Raw genomic sequence first — 16,659 nt, forward strand, 5'->3', positions numbered from 1 at the left:
CTTGCTCCCACGAGTGCTTTGTCGTCAGAGACGCCGACCAGAAAGAAGTTGCGAGATGTCACAGCAAACGTCCCCCCGGCGCCGATCCATTCGGCTCCTCTCCGTGGCCGCAACTGCGGTCGCCGGGCTCCTCGCGCTCAGCGGGTGCTCCACGAGCGACACGGGCGGGGGTGACAGCACGTACGGCTTCACCCAGGCCGAGCAGGTCGAAGGCAGCGAGATCACCGTGTGGGTCGACGCGTCTCGTGAGCCCGCCGTCACCGCCTTCGAGAAGGCCTACCCCGACATCAAGATCTCGTACGAGACCTACGACGGCTCGTCGGGCGGCAGCGGAAGCTTCCAGAGCAAGATCGCCCTCATGGACCAGGCCGGCGAGGGCTGGCCCGACGTGGTCTTCTCCACGCAGCAGAACGACGCGATCTGGGCCTCGAAGCCGACCACCAGCGGGGAGCAGGGCTTCGCGGCCCCGCTCAACAAGGGACTCCTCGACCAGGACTTCCTCGATGGGTTCGCCGACGGCGCACTCGACTACGCCACGATCGACGGCACGGTCTACGCCCTCCGCAATGACCTCGCCCAGACCGTCTTCTACTACAACCAGGCGCTCCTCGACCAGTTCGGCTACGAGGTCCCCACCACGTGGGAGGAGTACGCCGAGCTCGGCGACAAGCTCGCCGCCGAGCACCCCGGCTACATCCTCGGCACCATGGGCGACACGTTCATGACCTACGTCTATTACGGCGGATCCGAGTCGCCGGTGTTCCAGTCCCCTGAGGCCGGCGTGTTCCACTCCGACGTGAGCGACGAGCACACGCAGAAGATCTCGAAGATCATCGACGGCATGCTCGCGAACGGCACGCTCGTGCAGGACAGCTTCTTCAGTGCCGAGTTCGCGGCCAAGTACGCCGACAAGCTCGTCGGCGTGCCGGGACCGGTCTGGTACACGGGAGCCATCTTCCAGGGCGGCCTCGCCGTTCCCGCCGGACAGATCGGCGTCGCGCCGCCGCTCAAGTGGGAAGACGGCGACGTGGCGGCCGGCAACGTCGGCGGTGGCCAGTGGTACGCGTCGAGTCACTCGAAGAACCTCGAGGCCGTCAAGACCTTCCTCGAATTCGTGACGAGCGCCGACGAGTTCCAGGTCGACGCCTCCTCGGGCTACCCGGCCTACACGGATGCCGCCACCAAGTGGCTGGCCAAGCAGGCCGAGGCCGGCTACTTCGTGAACGACGACTTCCAGACAATCATGAGCGACGCCGCCACGCAGATCTGGGACGGCTGGAACGTCACGAACTGGAGCCCCGAGACCGCCTGGGCGAAGGTCGTCATCCCGGGCATCGCCGCCGGTGAGACCGTCGAATCCCTCCTGCCTGCCTGGCAGAAGGAGCTCGAGAACGAGGCGACGGTCAACGGCTACACCGTCAAGTGACCATGACCGTCATCTCGCCCCCGGCTCCCGCCGGCGTCGTCCCCACGGGGCGGCGCCGGCCGGCGGGCCGGCGCGGCACGCAGCTCAACTCGGGCCAGTCGCGCTACGGCTACCTGTTCGTCAGCGGCTACACCCTCCTGCTCATCGCCTTCGGGCTGCTCCCCACCCTCTACGCCGTGTACCTCGCGTTCACGCGCAACGGCGCGTTCGTCGGCGTCGACAACTTCGTGCGAGTCTTCAACGACTACCGATTCCTGCCGGCCGTGGCCCACGTCGCGCTGTACGTGCTCTTCTGGCTCGTGAGCCTCATCGTCCTCGTCGTGATCCTCGCGATCGTGGTGCACGGCATCCGGGTCCGCTGGCTCGGCAACACTGCCCGGTTCCTCTTCTACATTCCCGGCGCCATCGCCGGCGCCTCGAGCGTGCTGCTCTGGCTCTTCGTGCTCGATCCCACCGTGAGCCCGGTCTCGGGCCTGCTGCACGCCATGGGCTACGAGTCACTCGTGAATGTCGTCGCAGTGGGCAACCTGCCCGTCGTGTTCACGGCGATCGCCTTCTGGGCGGGCGCGGGCGGCTGGATCGTGATCATGTACGGGGCACTCAACAACATCAGCACCGACGTGATGGAGGCCGCCCGCATCGACGGAGCCTCGCATGTGCAGACCGCGTGGCACATCCAGCTGCCGATGCTCGCCAAGTGGATCAGCTACATGGGCATCATGTCGCTGGCTGCCGGCACCCAGCTGTTCGTCGAGCCCAAGGTGCTCGCCCAGGCGACCAAGAACGTCGTGCCCGAGGACTACTCGCTCAATCAGCTGGCCTACCTGTACGCGTTCCGGCAGAACGACTTCTCGGGATCCGCCGCGATCTCGATCACGCTGCTCGTGGTCGCGCTCGGCCTGTCCACCGTCTTCATCTTCCGCGGAAAGCTGTTCGAACGTGACTGATCACACCACCCGCAGACGGCGGGCCATGCTCACCCCCGCACAGTGGATCGGGCGGGCGGTCGTAGCGCTCGTGCTGGCCGTGTTCGCGGCCTTCTTCATCCTCCCGATCATCTGGCTGATCCTGGCCCCGACGAAGACCAACAACGAGCTGCTCCTCAGCGGGCCGTTCAGCTTCGGAAGCCTCGACCAACTGGCGGCCAACTGGAACGAGCTGTTCGCCTTCGGCGGCGGAGTCTTCGCCACGTGGCTCGGCAACTCGGCCTTCTACTCGTTCGCCGCGCTCGCCATCACCCTGCTCGTCAGCATCCCCGCGGGCTACGCGCTCGCGCTCATCGAGTTCAAGGGCCGCAGGCTGCTGCTCGTCACGACCCTCATCGTGATGCTCATCCCCAACACCGCGCTCGTGCTGCCGATCTTCCTCGAGCTCAGTGCCGCGAAGCTCATCGGAAGCCCGCTCGCGGTCATCCTGCCGTTCTCCTTCTTCCCGTTCGGCGTGTACCTGACGTACATCTACTTCTCTACGGCCGTCTCGCGCGACCTGCTCAACGCGGCCCGTATCGACGGTGCCGGCGAACTGCGGGTGTTCGGGCAGGTGGCGATGCCGCTCGCGACGCCGGTGATCGCGCTCGTTGGGTTCTTCAGCTTCGTGGGCAACTGGAACAACTACTTCCTGCCGTTCCTCGTGGTCGGCGGCCAGAAGATCCCCGTGCAGGTGGGACTCTCGAACCTGCTCGCGAACGTGCCGGCGTTCAACCCGACGACCGCGACGAGCATCGTGATCCAGCTGCCGACGCTCGCGCTCGCGACGTTGCTCTCGGTCGCGCCGATCCTGATCATCTTCCTGTTCGCCCAGCGATTCCTCGTCGAGGGCATGACCGCCGGAGGGACGAAGGAATGACCCGTCACGGATTCGTGGTCGGCGTGCGACCCGAGAAGCGCGAGGAGTACGTCGAGCTGCATCGCGCGGTGTGGCCGCGGGTCGAGCAGGCGATGCGCGAGAGCAACATCCGCAACTACTCGATCTTCATCATCGACGACGTGCTGTTCGGCACCTACGAGTACGTCGGCGAGGACTACGACGCCGACATGGGGCGCATCCAGGCCGACCCGACGAGCCGCGAATGGTGGAGCCACACGAACCCCTGCCAGGTCCCGTTCGGTGCGGCGCCCGCGGGAACCCTCTGGCGCGAGATGGACCTCGCCTGGCACATGGATTGATGATGAGGACGACATGAAGATCTCCGGGTTTCGCACCCTTTCGAGCCGCCACCAGTGGGGGCGCGCCGTCGGCGACATCAACGGCCACATCCCCGACGCGGTCACCGAGGTGCCCATCGTGCTCATCGACACCGACGAGGGCATCACCGGCGTGGGCCTCGGGTCGCACGCCGACGTCGACCGGCTCTTCCCGGCGATCGAGGGTGAGGACCCGCGCAGCGTCGCGGCCCTCTTCGACCGGATGCTGGCGCAGGTGTTCAAGTCGGGTCATGGCGGCGCCACCTACGGCGGACTCGCGACCATCGACTCGGCGCTGTGGGACATCAAGGCCAAGGCGGCGGGCGAACCCCTGTGGCGCCTGCTCGGCGGACGCGACCGGTTCGTGCCCGCCTACGCGTCGGGACTCGACATCGCCCTCGACGACGACGAGCTCGCGGCGTTCTACGGCGAGTTCGCCGAGCGGGGCTACATCGCGGGCAAGCTCAAGGGCGGGTTCGACCTCGACGCCGACCTGCGCCGGCTGCGTGTCATCCAAGACGTGCTCCGGCGCAACACCGAGCGTCCCGGGCTCATGCTCGACGCCAACGAGTCGTGGCAGGTCAAGCAGGCCGCCCGCTACGTGGGTGCCATCGAGGCCGAGCTCGACCTCCTCTGGGTCGAGGAGCCGCTGCGACGATGGGATGCCGCGGGCCACGCCCGGCTGAGCAACCTCGTCGGTGCGGCCGTCGCGACGGGCGAGAACCTCACGGGCGTCGACCAGTTCCGGCCGTTGTTCGATGCCGGGGCGCCCGATATCGTGCAGGCCGGAGCCGTGTGGGGCGTCACGCACCTGCTGCGCCTCGCCACCGTCGCCGCGGCGCGCGACCTGCCCATCAGTCCGGTCGGGTACAACGCCAACCCCGCAGTCGCCGCCGCGATGACCGCCGTGCCGAACCACCTCACGACCGAGGTGCAGGACGTACGGTTCGCGTCCGGCGTTCTCGTCGACCACGAGTTCGACGACGGCGGCATCGTGCTCGGTGACGCACCCGGGGCGGGCATCACGATCGACGAGGCCGCGATCGAGGCCGCAGCTGCTGGCGAGGGCTGGCTCCAGCCCGCAGGGCCTCACGTGCGACCGGCTCGCGCGGGCCTGCGTCTCCTCCTCGACGGCGTGGAACGGTAACGCCGCGCCGGAGATCCGCGACAGTAGGTTCCCCTCATGGTCGATCGCAGGCTCGGCGGCTCCGAGCCGCGACCGAGCGAGGGGCGGTGCCACGTCATTGACGGGCACGGCCCCTCGTCGATTACGCGGCAAGTGGTGAACGTGCCAACGAGCTTGACCTCGATGCGGGTAGTAATTGTCTATTGTTGACAATTACCTCTAGCATCGAACAAGCATACCCAAGCGGACAGGCACGAAGGAGAAGCGGATCATGCGAACCCACCCCATCGCGGTACTTGCGGGAGACGGCATCGGCGTCGAGGTCACGCCGGTCGCACAACGCGTGCTCGAGCGTGCAATCGCTCCGCACAGTGGACGGTTCGAGTGGCGCGAGTACCCATGGGGGACCGACTACTACCGAGCACACGGGCGGATGATGCCGGTCGACGCCATCGAGACCATGGCCGGTGCCGACGCCATCCTCCTTGGTGCTGTGGGTGACCCGGAGGTTTCAGACGTCGAGACCCTGTGGGGCATGCTCATCCCGATTCGGCGCGAGTTCGACCAGTACATCAATCTCCGGCCGGTTCGAAGCCTCCCTGGCGTCCGCTCGCCCCTGGCCGGGCCGCCGAAGATCGACCTCGTGATCGTGCGCGAGAATGTCGAGGGCGAGTACTCCGCAGTCGGAGGCCGCAGCTACGTCGGCACTCCGCACGAAGCCGCCTACCAGCAGGCGCTCTTCTCCCGGCGTGGCATCGCGCGCGCGGCCGAGTTCGCAGCACAGCTCGCCGGCCGACGATCGGGCAGCCTCGTCTCGGCCACGAAGTCGAACGGCATCATCCACACGATGACCCTGTGGGATGAAGTGGTGCGAGAGGTCATGGCTGGGCACCCGCGCATCGAACTCGAATCGGTGTTGATCGATGCGCTCGCAGCGCGCATGGTGCAGCATCCCGAGCGACTCGACGTCGTCGTCGCATCGAACCTGTTCGGCGACATCCTCTCCGACCTCGCTGCGGCGGCCGTCGGTTCGATCGGCATCGCACCGAGCGCGAATCTCAACCCCGAAGGCCGGTTCCCGTCGATGTTCGAACCGGTGCACGGTTCCGCGCCGGATATCGCGGGACTCGGCATCGCCAACCCGATCGGCCAGATCTGGGCGGGCGCGCTGATGCTCGAGCACCTCGGCTACGAAGAGGCGGCCCGCGAGGTCGTCGCCGCCGTGGAACGCGTGCTCGCGGCGGGGGTTTCGACTCGCGATGTGGGTGGAACCTCCAGCACGACCGAGGTCGGCGAGGCCGTGCTCCGAGAGCTCCCTGCCTGAGCGCCTGATGTCGAGGTGTAGATTGTTGACAATCAACAATCATGCCGATATGGTCGATGAAACGCGAGTGAGAAAGGGCCACCGATGACCGACATCCGGTTCCGACCGAAGTACATTTCTTTCGACTGCTACGGAACGCTCATCCATTTCCAGATGCGCGAGGCCACGGTCCCGCTCATCGAGGATCGACTGGATGCCGCAGGAATCGAGCGGTTCCTCGACCTGTTCCGCATCTACCGCTACGACGAGGTCCTGGAGTACGCCCCGTACGACGAGATCCTCGCGGCATCGTACACGCGCACGTGCCGGCGCTTCGGTCTCGAGGTGCGTCCCGGCGACATCGAGGCGATCACCTCCGCCGTCCTCACGTGGCCGGCACATCCCGACGTGCCGACGCCGCTCGCGAAGATGGCCGAGCACTTCCCGCTCGTCATCCTCTCGAACGCCGACGACCGGCACCTCGCCGGGAGCGTGCCGAAGCTCGGCGCACCCTTCCACGCGGTGCTCACCGCCGAGCAGGCGCAGGCCTACAAGCCCCGCTACCAGGCCTTCGAGTACATGTTCGACGCGCTGGGCGCCAACCCCGAGGACTTCCTCCACGTCTCGTCGCACCAGCGGTACGACATCTTGCCGGCCGACGACCTCGGCATGACGAACAAGGTCTTCCTCGACCGAGGGTACGACCCCGAGCTCCCCGCCTACGAGTACCTGTCCGTCACCTCGCTCGACGACGTCAACGCCGCACTCGGGATCCGATGATGGCTCACACGACCACGAAGGCCACCGACCTGAAGACCATCTCCTACTGGCTCGACACCGCCACCCCGAGTGGCGACTACCGGCACACGACGCTGCCCAAACACGTCGACGTGGTCGTCGTCGGCGCGGGATTCACCGGCCTGTCGGCAGCGCTCCACGTCGCGAAGCTCGGCAAGTCCGTCGCGGTCGTCGAAGCGAACACGGTGAACTGGGGTGCGTCAGGCCGCAACGGCGGCATGGCGACGACCGGGCTCGCCATCGGTTTCCGCAAGGCGATCAAGCGGTATGGCGAGGAGCGGGCGATCGCCTACTTCCGCGAGTACAACCACGCCATCGAACTCATCGAGAAGCTCGTCACCGATAACAAGCTCCAGGTCGACTATGCGCGATCGGGCAAGATGGGCCTCGCCTGGAAGCCCGAGCACTTCGAAGGCTTCAAGGCGACCGCTGAATCGCTGAAGCGCCTGGTCGGCCAGCCCGTCGAGATCGTTCCGAAGAGCGAGATCCGTCGAGAGATCGGCTCCGACCTCTATCACGGTGCCATGGTCGACCCGCTCGGTGCCGGCCTCCATGTCGGCAATTTCGGGCACGAGCTCGGCCGCCTCGCCCTCGAGGCCGGCGCGACCATCCACGAGAACGCCGCGGTGGTCGACGTGAAGCGGCTCGGCCGCGGCTACGCTCACGACGTCGTGACCTCTCGCGGCACCATCCGTGCCGACAAGGTGATCGTCGGCACGAGTGGGTACACCGGCCGCCCGTTCGGTTGGATGCAGCGCAGGGTCGTGCCCGTCGGCAGCTACATCATCGTGACGGAACCGCTGCCGCAGGCCGTCGTCGACGAGTTGCTGCCGAACCGGCGGATGGCGTCCGACAGCAAGAACTTCCTTTACTACTTCCGAATCACCCCCGACAACCGACTGCTCTTCGGCGGACGGGCGCGCTTCGCCATCTCGAGCCCCGACTCCGATCTGAAGAGCGGGGAGATCCTGAAGAAGGCGATGGCCGAGGTCTTCCCGCAGTTGAAGAACGCGCGCGTCGATTACACCTGGGGCGGTCTCGTCGACATCTCGATGGACCAGATGGTCCATGCCGGCGAGCACGATGGTCTGTTCTACTCGATGAACTACTCCGGGCACGGAGTACAGATGGCGACCTGGATGGGCAAGGTCATGGCCGACGTCGTGGGAGGCAACTCTGCCGCGAACATCTGGGGGGAACTGTCGAACCCGGCTGTCCCAGGGCACTTCGGGCCCCCGTGGTTCCTTCCACTCGCCGGCGCCTGGTACGGGCTGCTCGACAAGGTCCGTTGACGACTCGACGTGCGAAGGACGGTCTGAACGATGACAACCTGCACGTGCGATCGCATCACGACGGAGGTCGGCTCTGCCGAGCTGGCCTCCCGCTGGAGCCTCCCCGGCGGTGCCTACTGGGGCGGACGCTGGCGCACCGAGTGCCTCTCCCTCGAGGTCACCGATCCTGAGGACGACTCCGTGCTCGGTCGCGTCCACGCCGCGGATGCCGTCGACATCGACGACGCGGTGACGGGTGTTGCCGAGAGCCTCCGATCCGAACCATGGCCGCTCTGGGAGCGGCGGGAGTCGCTCGAGCGCGCCGCCCGGATCCTCTCGGCCGAGAGCGGCCGGCTCGCCTCGATCATCTCGGCCGAGAGCAGCAAGACGATCACCGAGGCGACTCGGGAGGTGGCGCGAGCTGCTGAGACGTTGCGCCTCTCCGCCGCGGCCACCGACGTGCTCGAAGGCGGAACCCTCCCGCTCGAGGACTCCGCCCGCGGGGCCGGCCGCGTCGGATGGTCTCGTCGGCTGCCCGTCGGCATCGTCGCGGCGATCACGCCGTTCAACGACCCGATGAACCTCGTGGCGCACAAGCTCGGCCCCGCGCTGATCGGCGGAAACGGCGTGGTCCTCAAACCCTCGCAGGCGACGCCGCTCTCCGCGCTCGCCTTCGTCGACGTCTTGCTGCGTGCCGGCGTCGCGCCGGGCCGGGTCGCCGTGACGGCGGGCGGTCCAGGTGCGGGGGAGGCCCTCGTTTCCGATCGACGTGTCGATCTCATCTCGTTCACCGGCGGGCCGCGAACCGGGGAGCTCATCGCGCGAAGCGCCGGAGCTCGCAAGGTGCTCATGGAACTGGGCGGCAACAACGCGGTGATCGTCTGCGCGGACGCCACGGTGCACGCCGCTGCGGCGGCGATCGTCGACGGCGCGTTCGGCGTCGCCGGCCAGAACTGCCTCTCCGTGCAGCGGGTCTACGCGCACGCCGCCGTCTACGACGAGGTCGTCCGGCTCGTGACCCGTGGCACGGAAGCGCTCGTCGTCGGATCGAAACGGTCCCCACGAACCGACGTGGGTCCGCTGATCTCCGCTCGCGAGGCTAAGCGCATCGAGGAATGGGTGGACGAGGCGCGCCTCGGCGGTGCCGTCGTGCGAGCCGGAGGCCGCCGGAACGGAACCTTCTTCGAGCCGACTGTGATCACGGATGCCGCAGCCGACGCCCGAGTCGTCACCGAGGAGGTCTTCGGGCCCGTCGTCACCATTCTCCCGTTCACCGACCTCGACGATGCGCTGGCTCGGGCTGACGCCACCGAGTACGGCCTGCAGGCGGGGGTGTTCACCGAGTCGGTGCCCACAGCGTTCTATGCCGCCGAACGGCTCAGCGTCGGTACCGTGCTCATCAACGACACGAGCGACTTCCGGATCGACGCGATGCCGTTCGGTGGCTTCAAGCGCTCCGGCATCGGACGCGAAGGTGTCCGGAGTGCCGTCGAGGCCATGACCGAGCCGAAGAACATCATCGTGAACGCCGCGCTCTGAGTGGGCGCAGACGAATACGGGGGACGCGTCGATCGGACGCGTCCCCCGCTTTCATGGGTGGATTCCTACACGACGTCGCGGATGACCCTGCCGTTCCGCAGCTTCTCGTCCACGGCAGACGAGAGATAGTCGTCGGCCGACGAGAGGTGCTGATGAAGGGCATCCCGGATCTCCGCCATGTCGCCGGTTCCGACGAGACGGGCGATGCCGCGGTGCCCATCTGCGATGCCGTCGGGATTGGAGTACGGATAGGCCTGCTCGAGGTTCGACATGCAGATGAGCGTTTCGGTGGCGAGGGTCAGGTAGGCCCGGTGCAGGCGCGTGTTTCCGGATGCCTCGACGAGCCGAGTGTGGAAGGCGAGGTCGATGCGCGACACCGCGCGCCAGTCTTCCGCAGCGATGAGTGGCACCATTCGGTCGACGATGGCCTCGAGCTCGTCGGCGGTGCTCGCTCGCTCCTCGCTCGTGCGCGCCACGATGATCTCGGCCGCTGCGCATTCGATGACCTCGCGGGCAGCGTAGATCTCCGCGACGTCCGTCGCCGTCAGCTCGCGCACGAACACGCCGCGGTTGGGCTTGCTGATGAGCAGCCCCTCCTGCACGAGACGTTGCAGCGCCTCGCGCACGGGACCACGTGAGACGCTCAGCTGGCTCGCGACCTGGGCCTCGTTGATCTGTTCTCCCGGGCGAAACGAACCGTCGACGATCCGATCGGTGAGTTGCTCGGCGATGACGACCGAGGTCGACCTGCTCTGGATTGCGGAGAGTCTGTCGATGCCGTTCACTCTGCCCCCTTGTTCTTTCGTCGTGTCAATCCTTCCACCGCCCTCGGCTCCCGTCTGGGAGTCAACGTCGCGGGATCGCAAGGTACTTGTACTCGAGATACTCGTCGATCCCCCAACGACCCCCCTCGCGGCCGATTCCGGAGCTCTTGACGCCGCCGAACGGACCCGCCGGATTGGAGACGAGTCCCGTGTTGATGCCCACCATACCGACCTCGAGTCGTCCTGCGAGGCGGAACGCCCGGTCGATGTCGCGCGTGAAGATGTACGCGACGAGGCCCCATTCGGTGTCGTTGGCACGCCGGACGGCCTCGTCATCGTCGGTGAAGGTGAAGACCGGGGCCACGGGTCCGAAGATCTCGGTGCTCGCGAGCTCGCAGTCGGGGGAGACGTCAGCCAGCACCGTGGGCGGGTAGAGCAACCCCTCGCTGGGGGACTCGCCGCCCGTCGCGACACGTGCCCCGCGCTCGACCGCATCGCGCACGAGCGACTCGACCTTGCGGAGCGCGTCGGCGTCGATGAGCGGCCCGACCTGTACTCCGTCTTCCCAGCCGGGGCCGAGACGCAGTGCCGCCATGCGCTCGGCGAAGCGCCGCGTGAACTCCTCGACGACGTCGGCGTGCACGTAGAGTCGGTTCGCGGCTGTGCAGGCCTCGCCCATGTTCCGCATCTTGGCCGTGATGGCGCCCTCGACCGCCGTGTCGATGTCGGCGTCGCTGCAGACGATGAACGGCGCGTTGCCGCCAAGCTCCATCGAGGTCCGCATGACGTGCTTGGACGCCTGGGCGAGGAGGATGCGACCGACCTCGGTCGACCCGGTGAAGCTGAGCTTCCGGGCTTGGCCGGAGTCGAGCCAGTACCCCACCACCTCGGCAGGAGTCGTCGTCGTGACGACGTTGACGACGCCGTCGGGAAGGCCGGCGAGCGAGAGGATATGTGCCAGGTAGAGCGCCGTGAGCGGTGTCTGCTCCGCGGGCTTGAAGACGACCGTGCAGCCGGCGGCAAGCGCCGGACCGATCTTGCGGGTACCCATCGCGAGCGGGAAGTTCCACGGCGTGACGACGACGCAGGGCCCGACGGGTTCGCGGGTGACGATGATGCGGGTCTTCCCGTCGCCGCTCAGCGTGTGGTCGCCGCCGACGCGCACCGCTTCCTCGGCGAACCAGCGGAAGAACTCGGCGCCGTAGGAGACCTCGCCGCGCGCGTCTGCCAGCGGCTTGCCCATCTCCAGCGTGATGAGCATCGCGAGCTCATCGGCATGCTCGAGGATCAGCTCGTAGGCGCGACGGAGAATCTCACTCCGCTCGCGCGGCGGTGTGTCGGCCCACGCCTGCTGGGTCGCCACCGCGACGTCGAGTGCCCGGCGGGCGTCGTCGCGGCGGCCGTCGGCGATCTGCGCCAGGACGGCGCCTGTTGCAGGGTTGGTGACATCGAATCGATCGCCGGCCGCGGCATCCGTCCATGCTCCATCGATGAACAGCTGCTGGGGGAACTCGAACGTCATGTCGGTTTCGGATGCCACGCGTGCCATCGTGTCGGTCATGCCGCCACCTCCTCGAGCGTGGCCGCGAGAGCCTCGAGGCCGAACCGGATCTCGTGAGGCGAGACCACGAGTGGTGGGATTATTCGCACGACGTTGCCGCGCGTGCCGCACGTGAGGGTGAGCAGACGGTGGGAGACCGCGGTCCGCTGCACCGCCGCGGCCATGGCGGAATCCGCTTCGCCGCGGTCGTCGATGAACTCGAGGGCGCGCATGAGTCCGAGCCCCCGCACGTCGCCGATGACCGGGAAACGATGCTGCAGTGCGAGGAGCCCGGCGTGGAGGAGGTCGCCCATCGCCTGGGAGTTGGCGACGAGCTCCTCATCGCGGACGACGTCGAGCGTCGCCACCGCGGCCGCCGCCGCGACCGCGTTGCCGCCGTACGTTCCGCCCTGCGAGCCCGGCCAGCCACTGGCCATCAGGTCGGCCGAGGCCGCGATCGCGCTGATCGGGAAGCCGCTCGCGATGCCCTTGGCGGTGATCAGGATGTCGGGGGTGATCGACGAGTACTGGTGGCCCCAGAAGCGTCCGGTGCGACCGACGCCGGTCTGCACTTCGTCGATGATCAGCACGATGCCGTGCAGGTCGGCGCGCTCGCGCAGCCCCTCGAGGAACCGCGGCGGTGTGGGCACGTAGCCGCCGTCGCCCAGCGCGGGTTCGATGATGAAGGCCGCGGTGTCGGCCGGGCTCGTCGTCGTCTGCAGGAGGAAGTCGAGCTCGCGCAGCGCGAAGTCGATGGCGACATCCTCGTCCCAGCCGTAGCGGAATGCCGCGGGGAACGGTGCGATGTGCACCCCGGCCATCAGCGGCGCGAATCCCGAGCGGAACTTGGTCCCGGCGGTGGTGAGCGACGCGGCGGCGACGGTGCGTCCGTGGAAGCCTCCTTGGAACGCGACGATGTTCGGCCTCCCGGTCGCCATGCGCGCGAGCCTGACCGCTGCTTCGACGGCTTCGGAGCCGGAGTTCGCATAGAAGACGCTGTCGAGACCGGTGGGCAGCACCTCGCCGAGGCGCTCGGTCAGTTCGATGAGCGGCTTGTGCAGCACGGTCGTGTACTGGGCGTGGATGATCCGGCCCGTCTGCTCACGCGCTGCTTCCACCACCCTTGGGTGGCAGTGTCCGGTGCTCGTCACGCCGATGCCGGTGGTGAAATCGAGATAGTCGACGCCGTCGGTTGCAGAGATCCAGGATCCGGATGCTCGATCGACGATGATCGGCGTCGCCTGCTTCAAGAGGGGGCTGAGAGTTGCCATCTGCGGCCTTTCCCGTTGGGGGCTTCTAGCGCTGGGTGACGTCTCGGGGGAGACGCTTTGTCATTCCCGCCAAGATAGCAGTATTGTCGATTGTTGACAATCAACTTTCCGAATGGAGCTCGCACATGATCGAAGCCGTCGTCCTCGCCGATGCGTCCACCGCGCCGGTCGAGGCTCATCACTCCAAGGAAACCTCGACGACGCCCGGGCAGACCGAGGCCTCCGCTGAGGTGTGGGCCGCGGATGGACTTCGATCCGGGATCTGGGAGGTCACGCCGGGCACGTTCGCCAGCACCCGTGACGGATACCACGAGATCTGCCAGATCCTGAGCGGGCGAGCCACCATCGAGGAGCCAGGCGGCCGAACCTTCGACATCGCGGCCGGCTCGCTCTTCATCACTCCCGCCGGATGGAAGGGGACCTGGACGATCCATGAAACCCTTCGCAAGAGCTGGGTGGTGTTCACGCTTCCGGTTCAGGGCGGGCGTCGACCAGCCGAATGAGGTCGAAGTCCGGTTCGGAGACGAATCCGAGGCCTTTGTCGACGACGTTGTGCAGCGGATCTCCCCTGCAGTATCGCCGCAGGTTGTCCAGGAACAATTGGGCCAGATCATCGAGGTGGTCCTCGGTGTCCCCGCTCATGTGGGGCGTGAGAATGACGTTCTCCATGCTCCACAGGGCGTGTCCTTGGGGCAACGGCTCGGGATCCACGACATCCAGCGCGGCACCCGCAATGGATCCCGACGCCAACGCCTCGGTCAGGGCTCCGGTATCGACGATCCCACCGCGCGCAACGTTGATGAGGCATGCAGAGGACTTCATGGCAGCAAGAACCTCGGCGCTGACCAATCCCCTCGTCGCGATGGTCAACGGCGCAGCGAGCACGAGGTAGTCGAAGTCCGGGACGATCCTGGCCAGGTCCCGTGACGAGAGGATCCGTTCGAAATCCCGATCACCAGGCCGGCTCGTCCGGCCCGCTCCGCTCACCTCCATGCCCATGGCGCGGAATACGCGGGCGATCTCACGGCCGATGGACCCGGTGCCGACCACCAGGGCGGTACGGCCGTGGATCTTCCGTGTGATCCTGTGCTGCCAGCGCTCTTGCTGCTGGAGCCTGAACGAGCCCCGCGCATCCTTGGCCATTTCCAGGACGAAACCGAGGGCGAACTCCGCGATGGCCCGGCTGAGCACACCGCGGGAGTTGGAGTAGACGATGTCGCTGGCGGTCAGTTCTTCGAAGAAGAGCTCGCTCACCCCGGCCGCAGAGACATGAATCCACCGGAGGGAGGAGGCGGCATCCCAGTTCTCCCGCAACGCCGGCGAGAAGGAGTGCCACTGGAACAGCACGTCTGCCCCGTCCAGCGCCTCGGCGAGTCCGTCCGCATCGGTCAACCGAACATCCGCGAGCTGCTCGACCTCCGCCAGGCGCGGCGGCAACGCCACTTGGTACAGGACCGCGACGACGGGCCGCCGGCGATGCGGAGCTGAAATCATGCCGCGGGTGCGGCGTTGGACCGTCCCAGACCGAGAAGCGTATTCAACTGGTCGAGGGAATCCACGGTGGTGTAGCCGTAGGCCGGGCTGTGGGGATCGTAGCCGCGGTCCAGCATGACGGTGTTGGTGAAACCCAGGTCGTGCACGGGCATCAAGTCGTAGCGCGTGTGGGACGAGACGTGCACGAAATCCTCGGGAGCGGCATCCAGCTGGTCGAGCATGTACTCGAACGCTTCGTATCGCGGCTTGTAGAAGCCGGCCTGCTCGGCCGTGTACACGGCGTGGAACTCGGCTCCGAGCTTCGGCACCGAGCCTTCGAGGAAGCTGTCGTCGGCATTGGACAGGATGACCAGCTTGTAGTGCTCGCCCATCGTCTTGAGCGGAGCGGGAACGTCGTTGTGCGGACCCCAGCTCCGGACAGCATCGCCGAGCTGTTTCCCGGCATCCTCGGTGAGTTCGAGGTTCCATTTCCTGCAGACCCGGTCGTACGCGTCTTGGAGAACCTGCTCGTAGGCGTAGTAGCTGCCACATACCTGGTCATAACGGTAGTTGCGGAAGTCGCGCAAGAAGGCTGGCATCTGCGCTTCGGGGACTCGGCCCGCCAGAAGTCTCCGCGTCGTGGGCTCGATGTGGAAATTGATGAGGGTGCCGTAGCAATCGAAGGAGATGTACTCCGGTCGGAAGTCGATGTCGGTCATGGGGGTCATCCGTTCATATGAAAAACGCAAGTTGGAGGTGTGGACTTGCGGCCGTGAACCGACCTCGTCGTCGATTTCTCGGTCGAATCCGAGGGGGCGACCACGGCTCGACCCTAAGCAAACACATTGTAGATTGTCAACAGTCTGCTAGTTGGGCCCCCCTTTGAATTTTTAGTCAACTGTCGACAATCTGCACTTGACGTGGTTCTATGTCAGACAACGAACCCGCCTCAGCAGGCCGTTGCCGCTGAAACCACGTGAAGGGAAGCACCATGAAGGCCAGAAGCAGAGTACAGATCGCGGCCGGAGGATTCGCCATTGTGCTGGCACTGACCGCCTGCAGCGGCACCGCCACCAGCGGCACCGCCACCGGCGGCGACGAGGCTGCGAACGTCTCGAAGACATCGAACACGACCGACATCTCCGAGGGCGTCCAGCCTGACGAAGCCGCGGTCGACCTGCTCCCGCAGTCCTACAAGGACAAGGGTGAGCTGACCGTGGCCATGGACCTGCACTACCCGCCGACGACCTTCCTCGCCGACGACAACACCACCCCGATCGGACTCAACCCTGACATCGCCCGATTGGTCGCAAAGAAGCTCGGCCTCGAGCTGAAGTTCGAGAACACCGGTTTCGATACCATCATTCCCGGCATCGAGGGTGGTCGCTACGATTTCACCGCCACGACGATGTCCCCTTCGCCTGAACGGCTCGAGGTGCTTGACATGATCGACTACCTCAACAGCGGGGTATCGGTTGCCGTGCCCGCCGGGAACCCCCTCGAGCTCAGCAACGACGACCTGTGCGGCAGGAACATCGCGGTGACCAAGGGCTCGAACGCTCAGCTGATCCACCTGCCGAATGTCTCCGAATGGACGTGCGAATCGAAGGGCAAGCCCGCGATCAACGGCGTGACCCTGCCCAATGTCCAGGAGGCGTTGACGCAACTGGCCTCGAAGAGGGTCGACGGCGTGTTCTACGACACTCCGTCGCTGGTCTGGGCTGACCAGCAGCAGCCCGACACGTTCACTGTTCTGACGCCCCAGATGGATACCCGCTCGGACCACACCGTGGCCATCGGCCTGAAGAAGGGATCGGAACTGACGCCGGCCCTGCAGGCTGCAGTTCAGTCCGTCTTGGACAGCCCGGAGTACCAGAAGTCGCTCGAGACGTGGGGACTGACTGCTGCGGGCATCACGACCGCTGCCCTCAACTGACGAGTGTGTGCCATGCTCCCTTCAATCTC

Annotated in this window: 16 protein-coding genes; 11 read left to right on the plus strand and 5 right to left on the minus strand. The window is 66.5% G+C overall.

Annotated elements, in window-relative coordinates; all coding sequences use genetic code 11:
• The first annotated feature begins 103 nt into the window (after positions 1–103).
• The 9 genes from QFZ29_RS00505 to QFZ29_RS00545 all read left to right on the plus strand — a co-directional run bounded on the left by QFZ29_RS00505 (position 104) and on the right by QFZ29_RS00545 (position 9,646).
• Positions 104–1,426, plus strand: coding sequence for an ABC transporter substrate-binding protein (locus tag QFZ29_RS00505; protein WP_306892285.1), 1,323 nt, complete (start codon positions 104–106; stop codon positions 1,424–1,426).
• 2 nt (positions 1,427–1,428) lie between these two features.
• Positions 1,429–2,373 (plus strand): carbohydrate ABC transporter permease, encoded by a 945-nt coding sequence (locus QFZ29_RS00510; RefSeq protein WP_306892286.1) that lies wholly within the window; start codon positions 1,429–1,431, stop codon positions 2,371–2,373.
• A complete protein-coding gene (locus tag QFZ29_RS00515; RefSeq protein WP_306892287.1) occupies positions 2,366–3,271 on the plus strand; it encodes a carbohydrate ABC transporter permease in 906 nt (301 codons plus the stop codon). The genes QFZ29_RS00510 and QFZ29_RS00515 overlap by 8 nt, the downstream gene beginning before the upstream one ends.
• Complete coding sequence (locus QFZ29_RS00520; protein ID WP_306892288.1) at positions 3,268–3,591, plus strand: L-rhamnose mutarotase; 324 nt, start codon at positions 3,268–3,270, stop codon at positions 3,589–3,591. Before QFZ29_RS00515 ends, QFZ29_RS00520 begins: the two co-directional genes overlap by 4 nt.
• A 13-nt stretch (positions 3,592–3,604) precedes the next feature.
• Positions 3,605–4,756 carry a mandelate racemase/muconate lactonizing enzyme family protein gene (locus QFZ29_RS00525; protein WP_306892289.1) on the plus strand — a complete coding sequence of 384 codons (1,152 nt, stop codon included), beginning with the start codon at positions 3,605–3,607 and terminating at the stop codon, positions 4,754–4,756.
• Positions 4,757–5,006: 250 nt separating this feature from the next.
• Positions 5,007–6,059: a tartrate dehydrogenase gene (locus QFZ29_RS00530; RefSeq protein ID WP_306892290.1), complete on the plus strand. Its 1,053-nt coding sequence runs from the start codon at positions 5,007–5,009 to the stop codon at positions 6,057–6,059.
• Positions 6,060–6,143: 84 nt separating this feature from the next.
• The gene (locus QFZ29_RS00535; RefSeq protein WP_306892291.1) at positions 6,144–6,818 is read left to right on the plus strand and encodes a haloacid dehalogenase type II; all 675 of its coding nucleotides are present in this window, start codon (positions 6,144–6,146) and stop codon (positions 6,816–6,818) included.
• Complete coding sequence (locus QFZ29_RS00540) at positions 6,818–8,128, plus strand: NAD(P)/FAD-dependent oxidoreductase (RefSeq protein WP_306892292.1); 1,311 nt, start codon at positions 6,818–6,820, stop codon at positions 8,126–8,128. Before QFZ29_RS00535 ends, QFZ29_RS00540 begins: the two co-directional genes overlap by 1 nt.
• Before the next feature lie 30 nt (positions 8,129–8,158).
• Complete coding sequence (locus QFZ29_RS00545; RefSeq protein WP_306892293.1) at positions 8,159–9,646, plus strand: aldehyde dehydrogenase family protein; 1,488 nt, start codon at positions 8,159–8,161, stop codon at positions 9,644–9,646.
• A 65-nt stretch (positions 9,647–9,711) separates the two neighbouring features.
• Here the strand turns inward: QFZ29_RS00545 and QFZ29_RS00550 are convergent, their stop codons facing one another.
• The 3 genes from QFZ29_RS00550 to QFZ29_RS00560 all read right to left on the minus strand — a co-directional run bounded on the left by QFZ29_RS00550 (position 9,712) and on the right by QFZ29_RS00560 (position 13,221).
• Positions 9,712–10,431: a GntR family transcriptional regulator gene (locus QFZ29_RS00550; protein ID WP_306892294.1), complete on the minus strand. Its 720-nt coding sequence runs from the start codon at positions 10,429–10,431 to the stop codon at positions 9,712–9,714.
• Between the two features lie 61 nt (positions 10,432–10,492).
• The gene (locus QFZ29_RS00555; RefSeq protein WP_306892295.1) at positions 10,493–11,971 is read right to left on the minus strand and encodes an NAD-dependent succinate-semialdehyde dehydrogenase; all 1,479 of its coding nucleotides are present in this window, start codon (positions 11,969–11,971) and stop codon (positions 10,493–10,495) included.
• Entirely contained in the window at positions 11,968–13,221 is a 1,254-nt protein-coding gene (locus QFZ29_RS00560; protein WP_306892296.1) for an aspartate aminotransferase family protein, read from the minus strand. Before QFZ29_RS00560 ends, QFZ29_RS00555 begins: the two co-directional genes overlap by 4 nt.
• 125 nt (positions 13,222–13,346) lie before the next feature.
• On the opposite strand from QFZ29_RS00560, the gene QFZ29_RS00565 reads away from it, so the two are divergent.
• Positions 13,347–13,724 carry a cupin domain-containing protein gene (locus QFZ29_RS00565; protein ID WP_306892297.1) on the plus strand — a complete coding sequence of 126 codons (378 nt, stop codon included), beginning with the start codon at positions 13,347–13,349 and terminating at the stop codon, positions 13,722–13,724.
• On the opposite strand, the gene QFZ29_RS00570 is transcribed toward QFZ29_RS00565, so the two are convergent.
• Both QFZ29_RS00570 and QFZ29_RS00575 read right to left on the minus strand, forming a co-directional pair.
• Entirely contained in the window at positions 13,684–14,715 is a 1,032-nt protein-coding gene (locus QFZ29_RS00570; RefSeq protein ID WP_306892298.1) for a D-2-hydroxyacid dehydrogenase, read from the minus strand. The genes QFZ29_RS00565 and QFZ29_RS00570 overlap by 41 nt on opposite strands.
• The gene (locus QFZ29_RS00575; RefSeq protein ID WP_306892299.1) at positions 14,712–15,413 is read right to left on the minus strand and encodes a haloacid dehalogenase type II; all 702 of its coding nucleotides are present in this window, start codon (positions 15,411–15,413) and stop codon (positions 14,712–14,714) included. The genes QFZ29_RS00570 and QFZ29_RS00575 overlap by 4 nt, the downstream gene beginning before the upstream one ends.
• A 272-nt stretch (positions 15,414–15,685) precedes the next feature.
• Here QFZ29_RS00575 and QFZ29_RS00580 point away from each other — a divergent pair, with 272 nt between their 5' ends.
• On the plus strand, positions 15,686–16,630 hold the full coding sequence (locus QFZ29_RS00580; protein WP_306892300.1) for an ABC transporter substrate-binding protein: 945 nt from the start codon (positions 15,686–15,688) through the stop codon (positions 16,628–16,630).
• The last annotated feature ends 29 nt before the right edge of the window (positions 16,631–16,659 follow it).

The organism is Agromyces albus, assembly GCF_030815405.1.
GTDB classification, from domain to species: domain Bacteria; phylum Actinomycetota; class Actinomycetes; order Actinomycetales; family Microbacteriaceae; genus Agromyces; species Agromyces albus_A.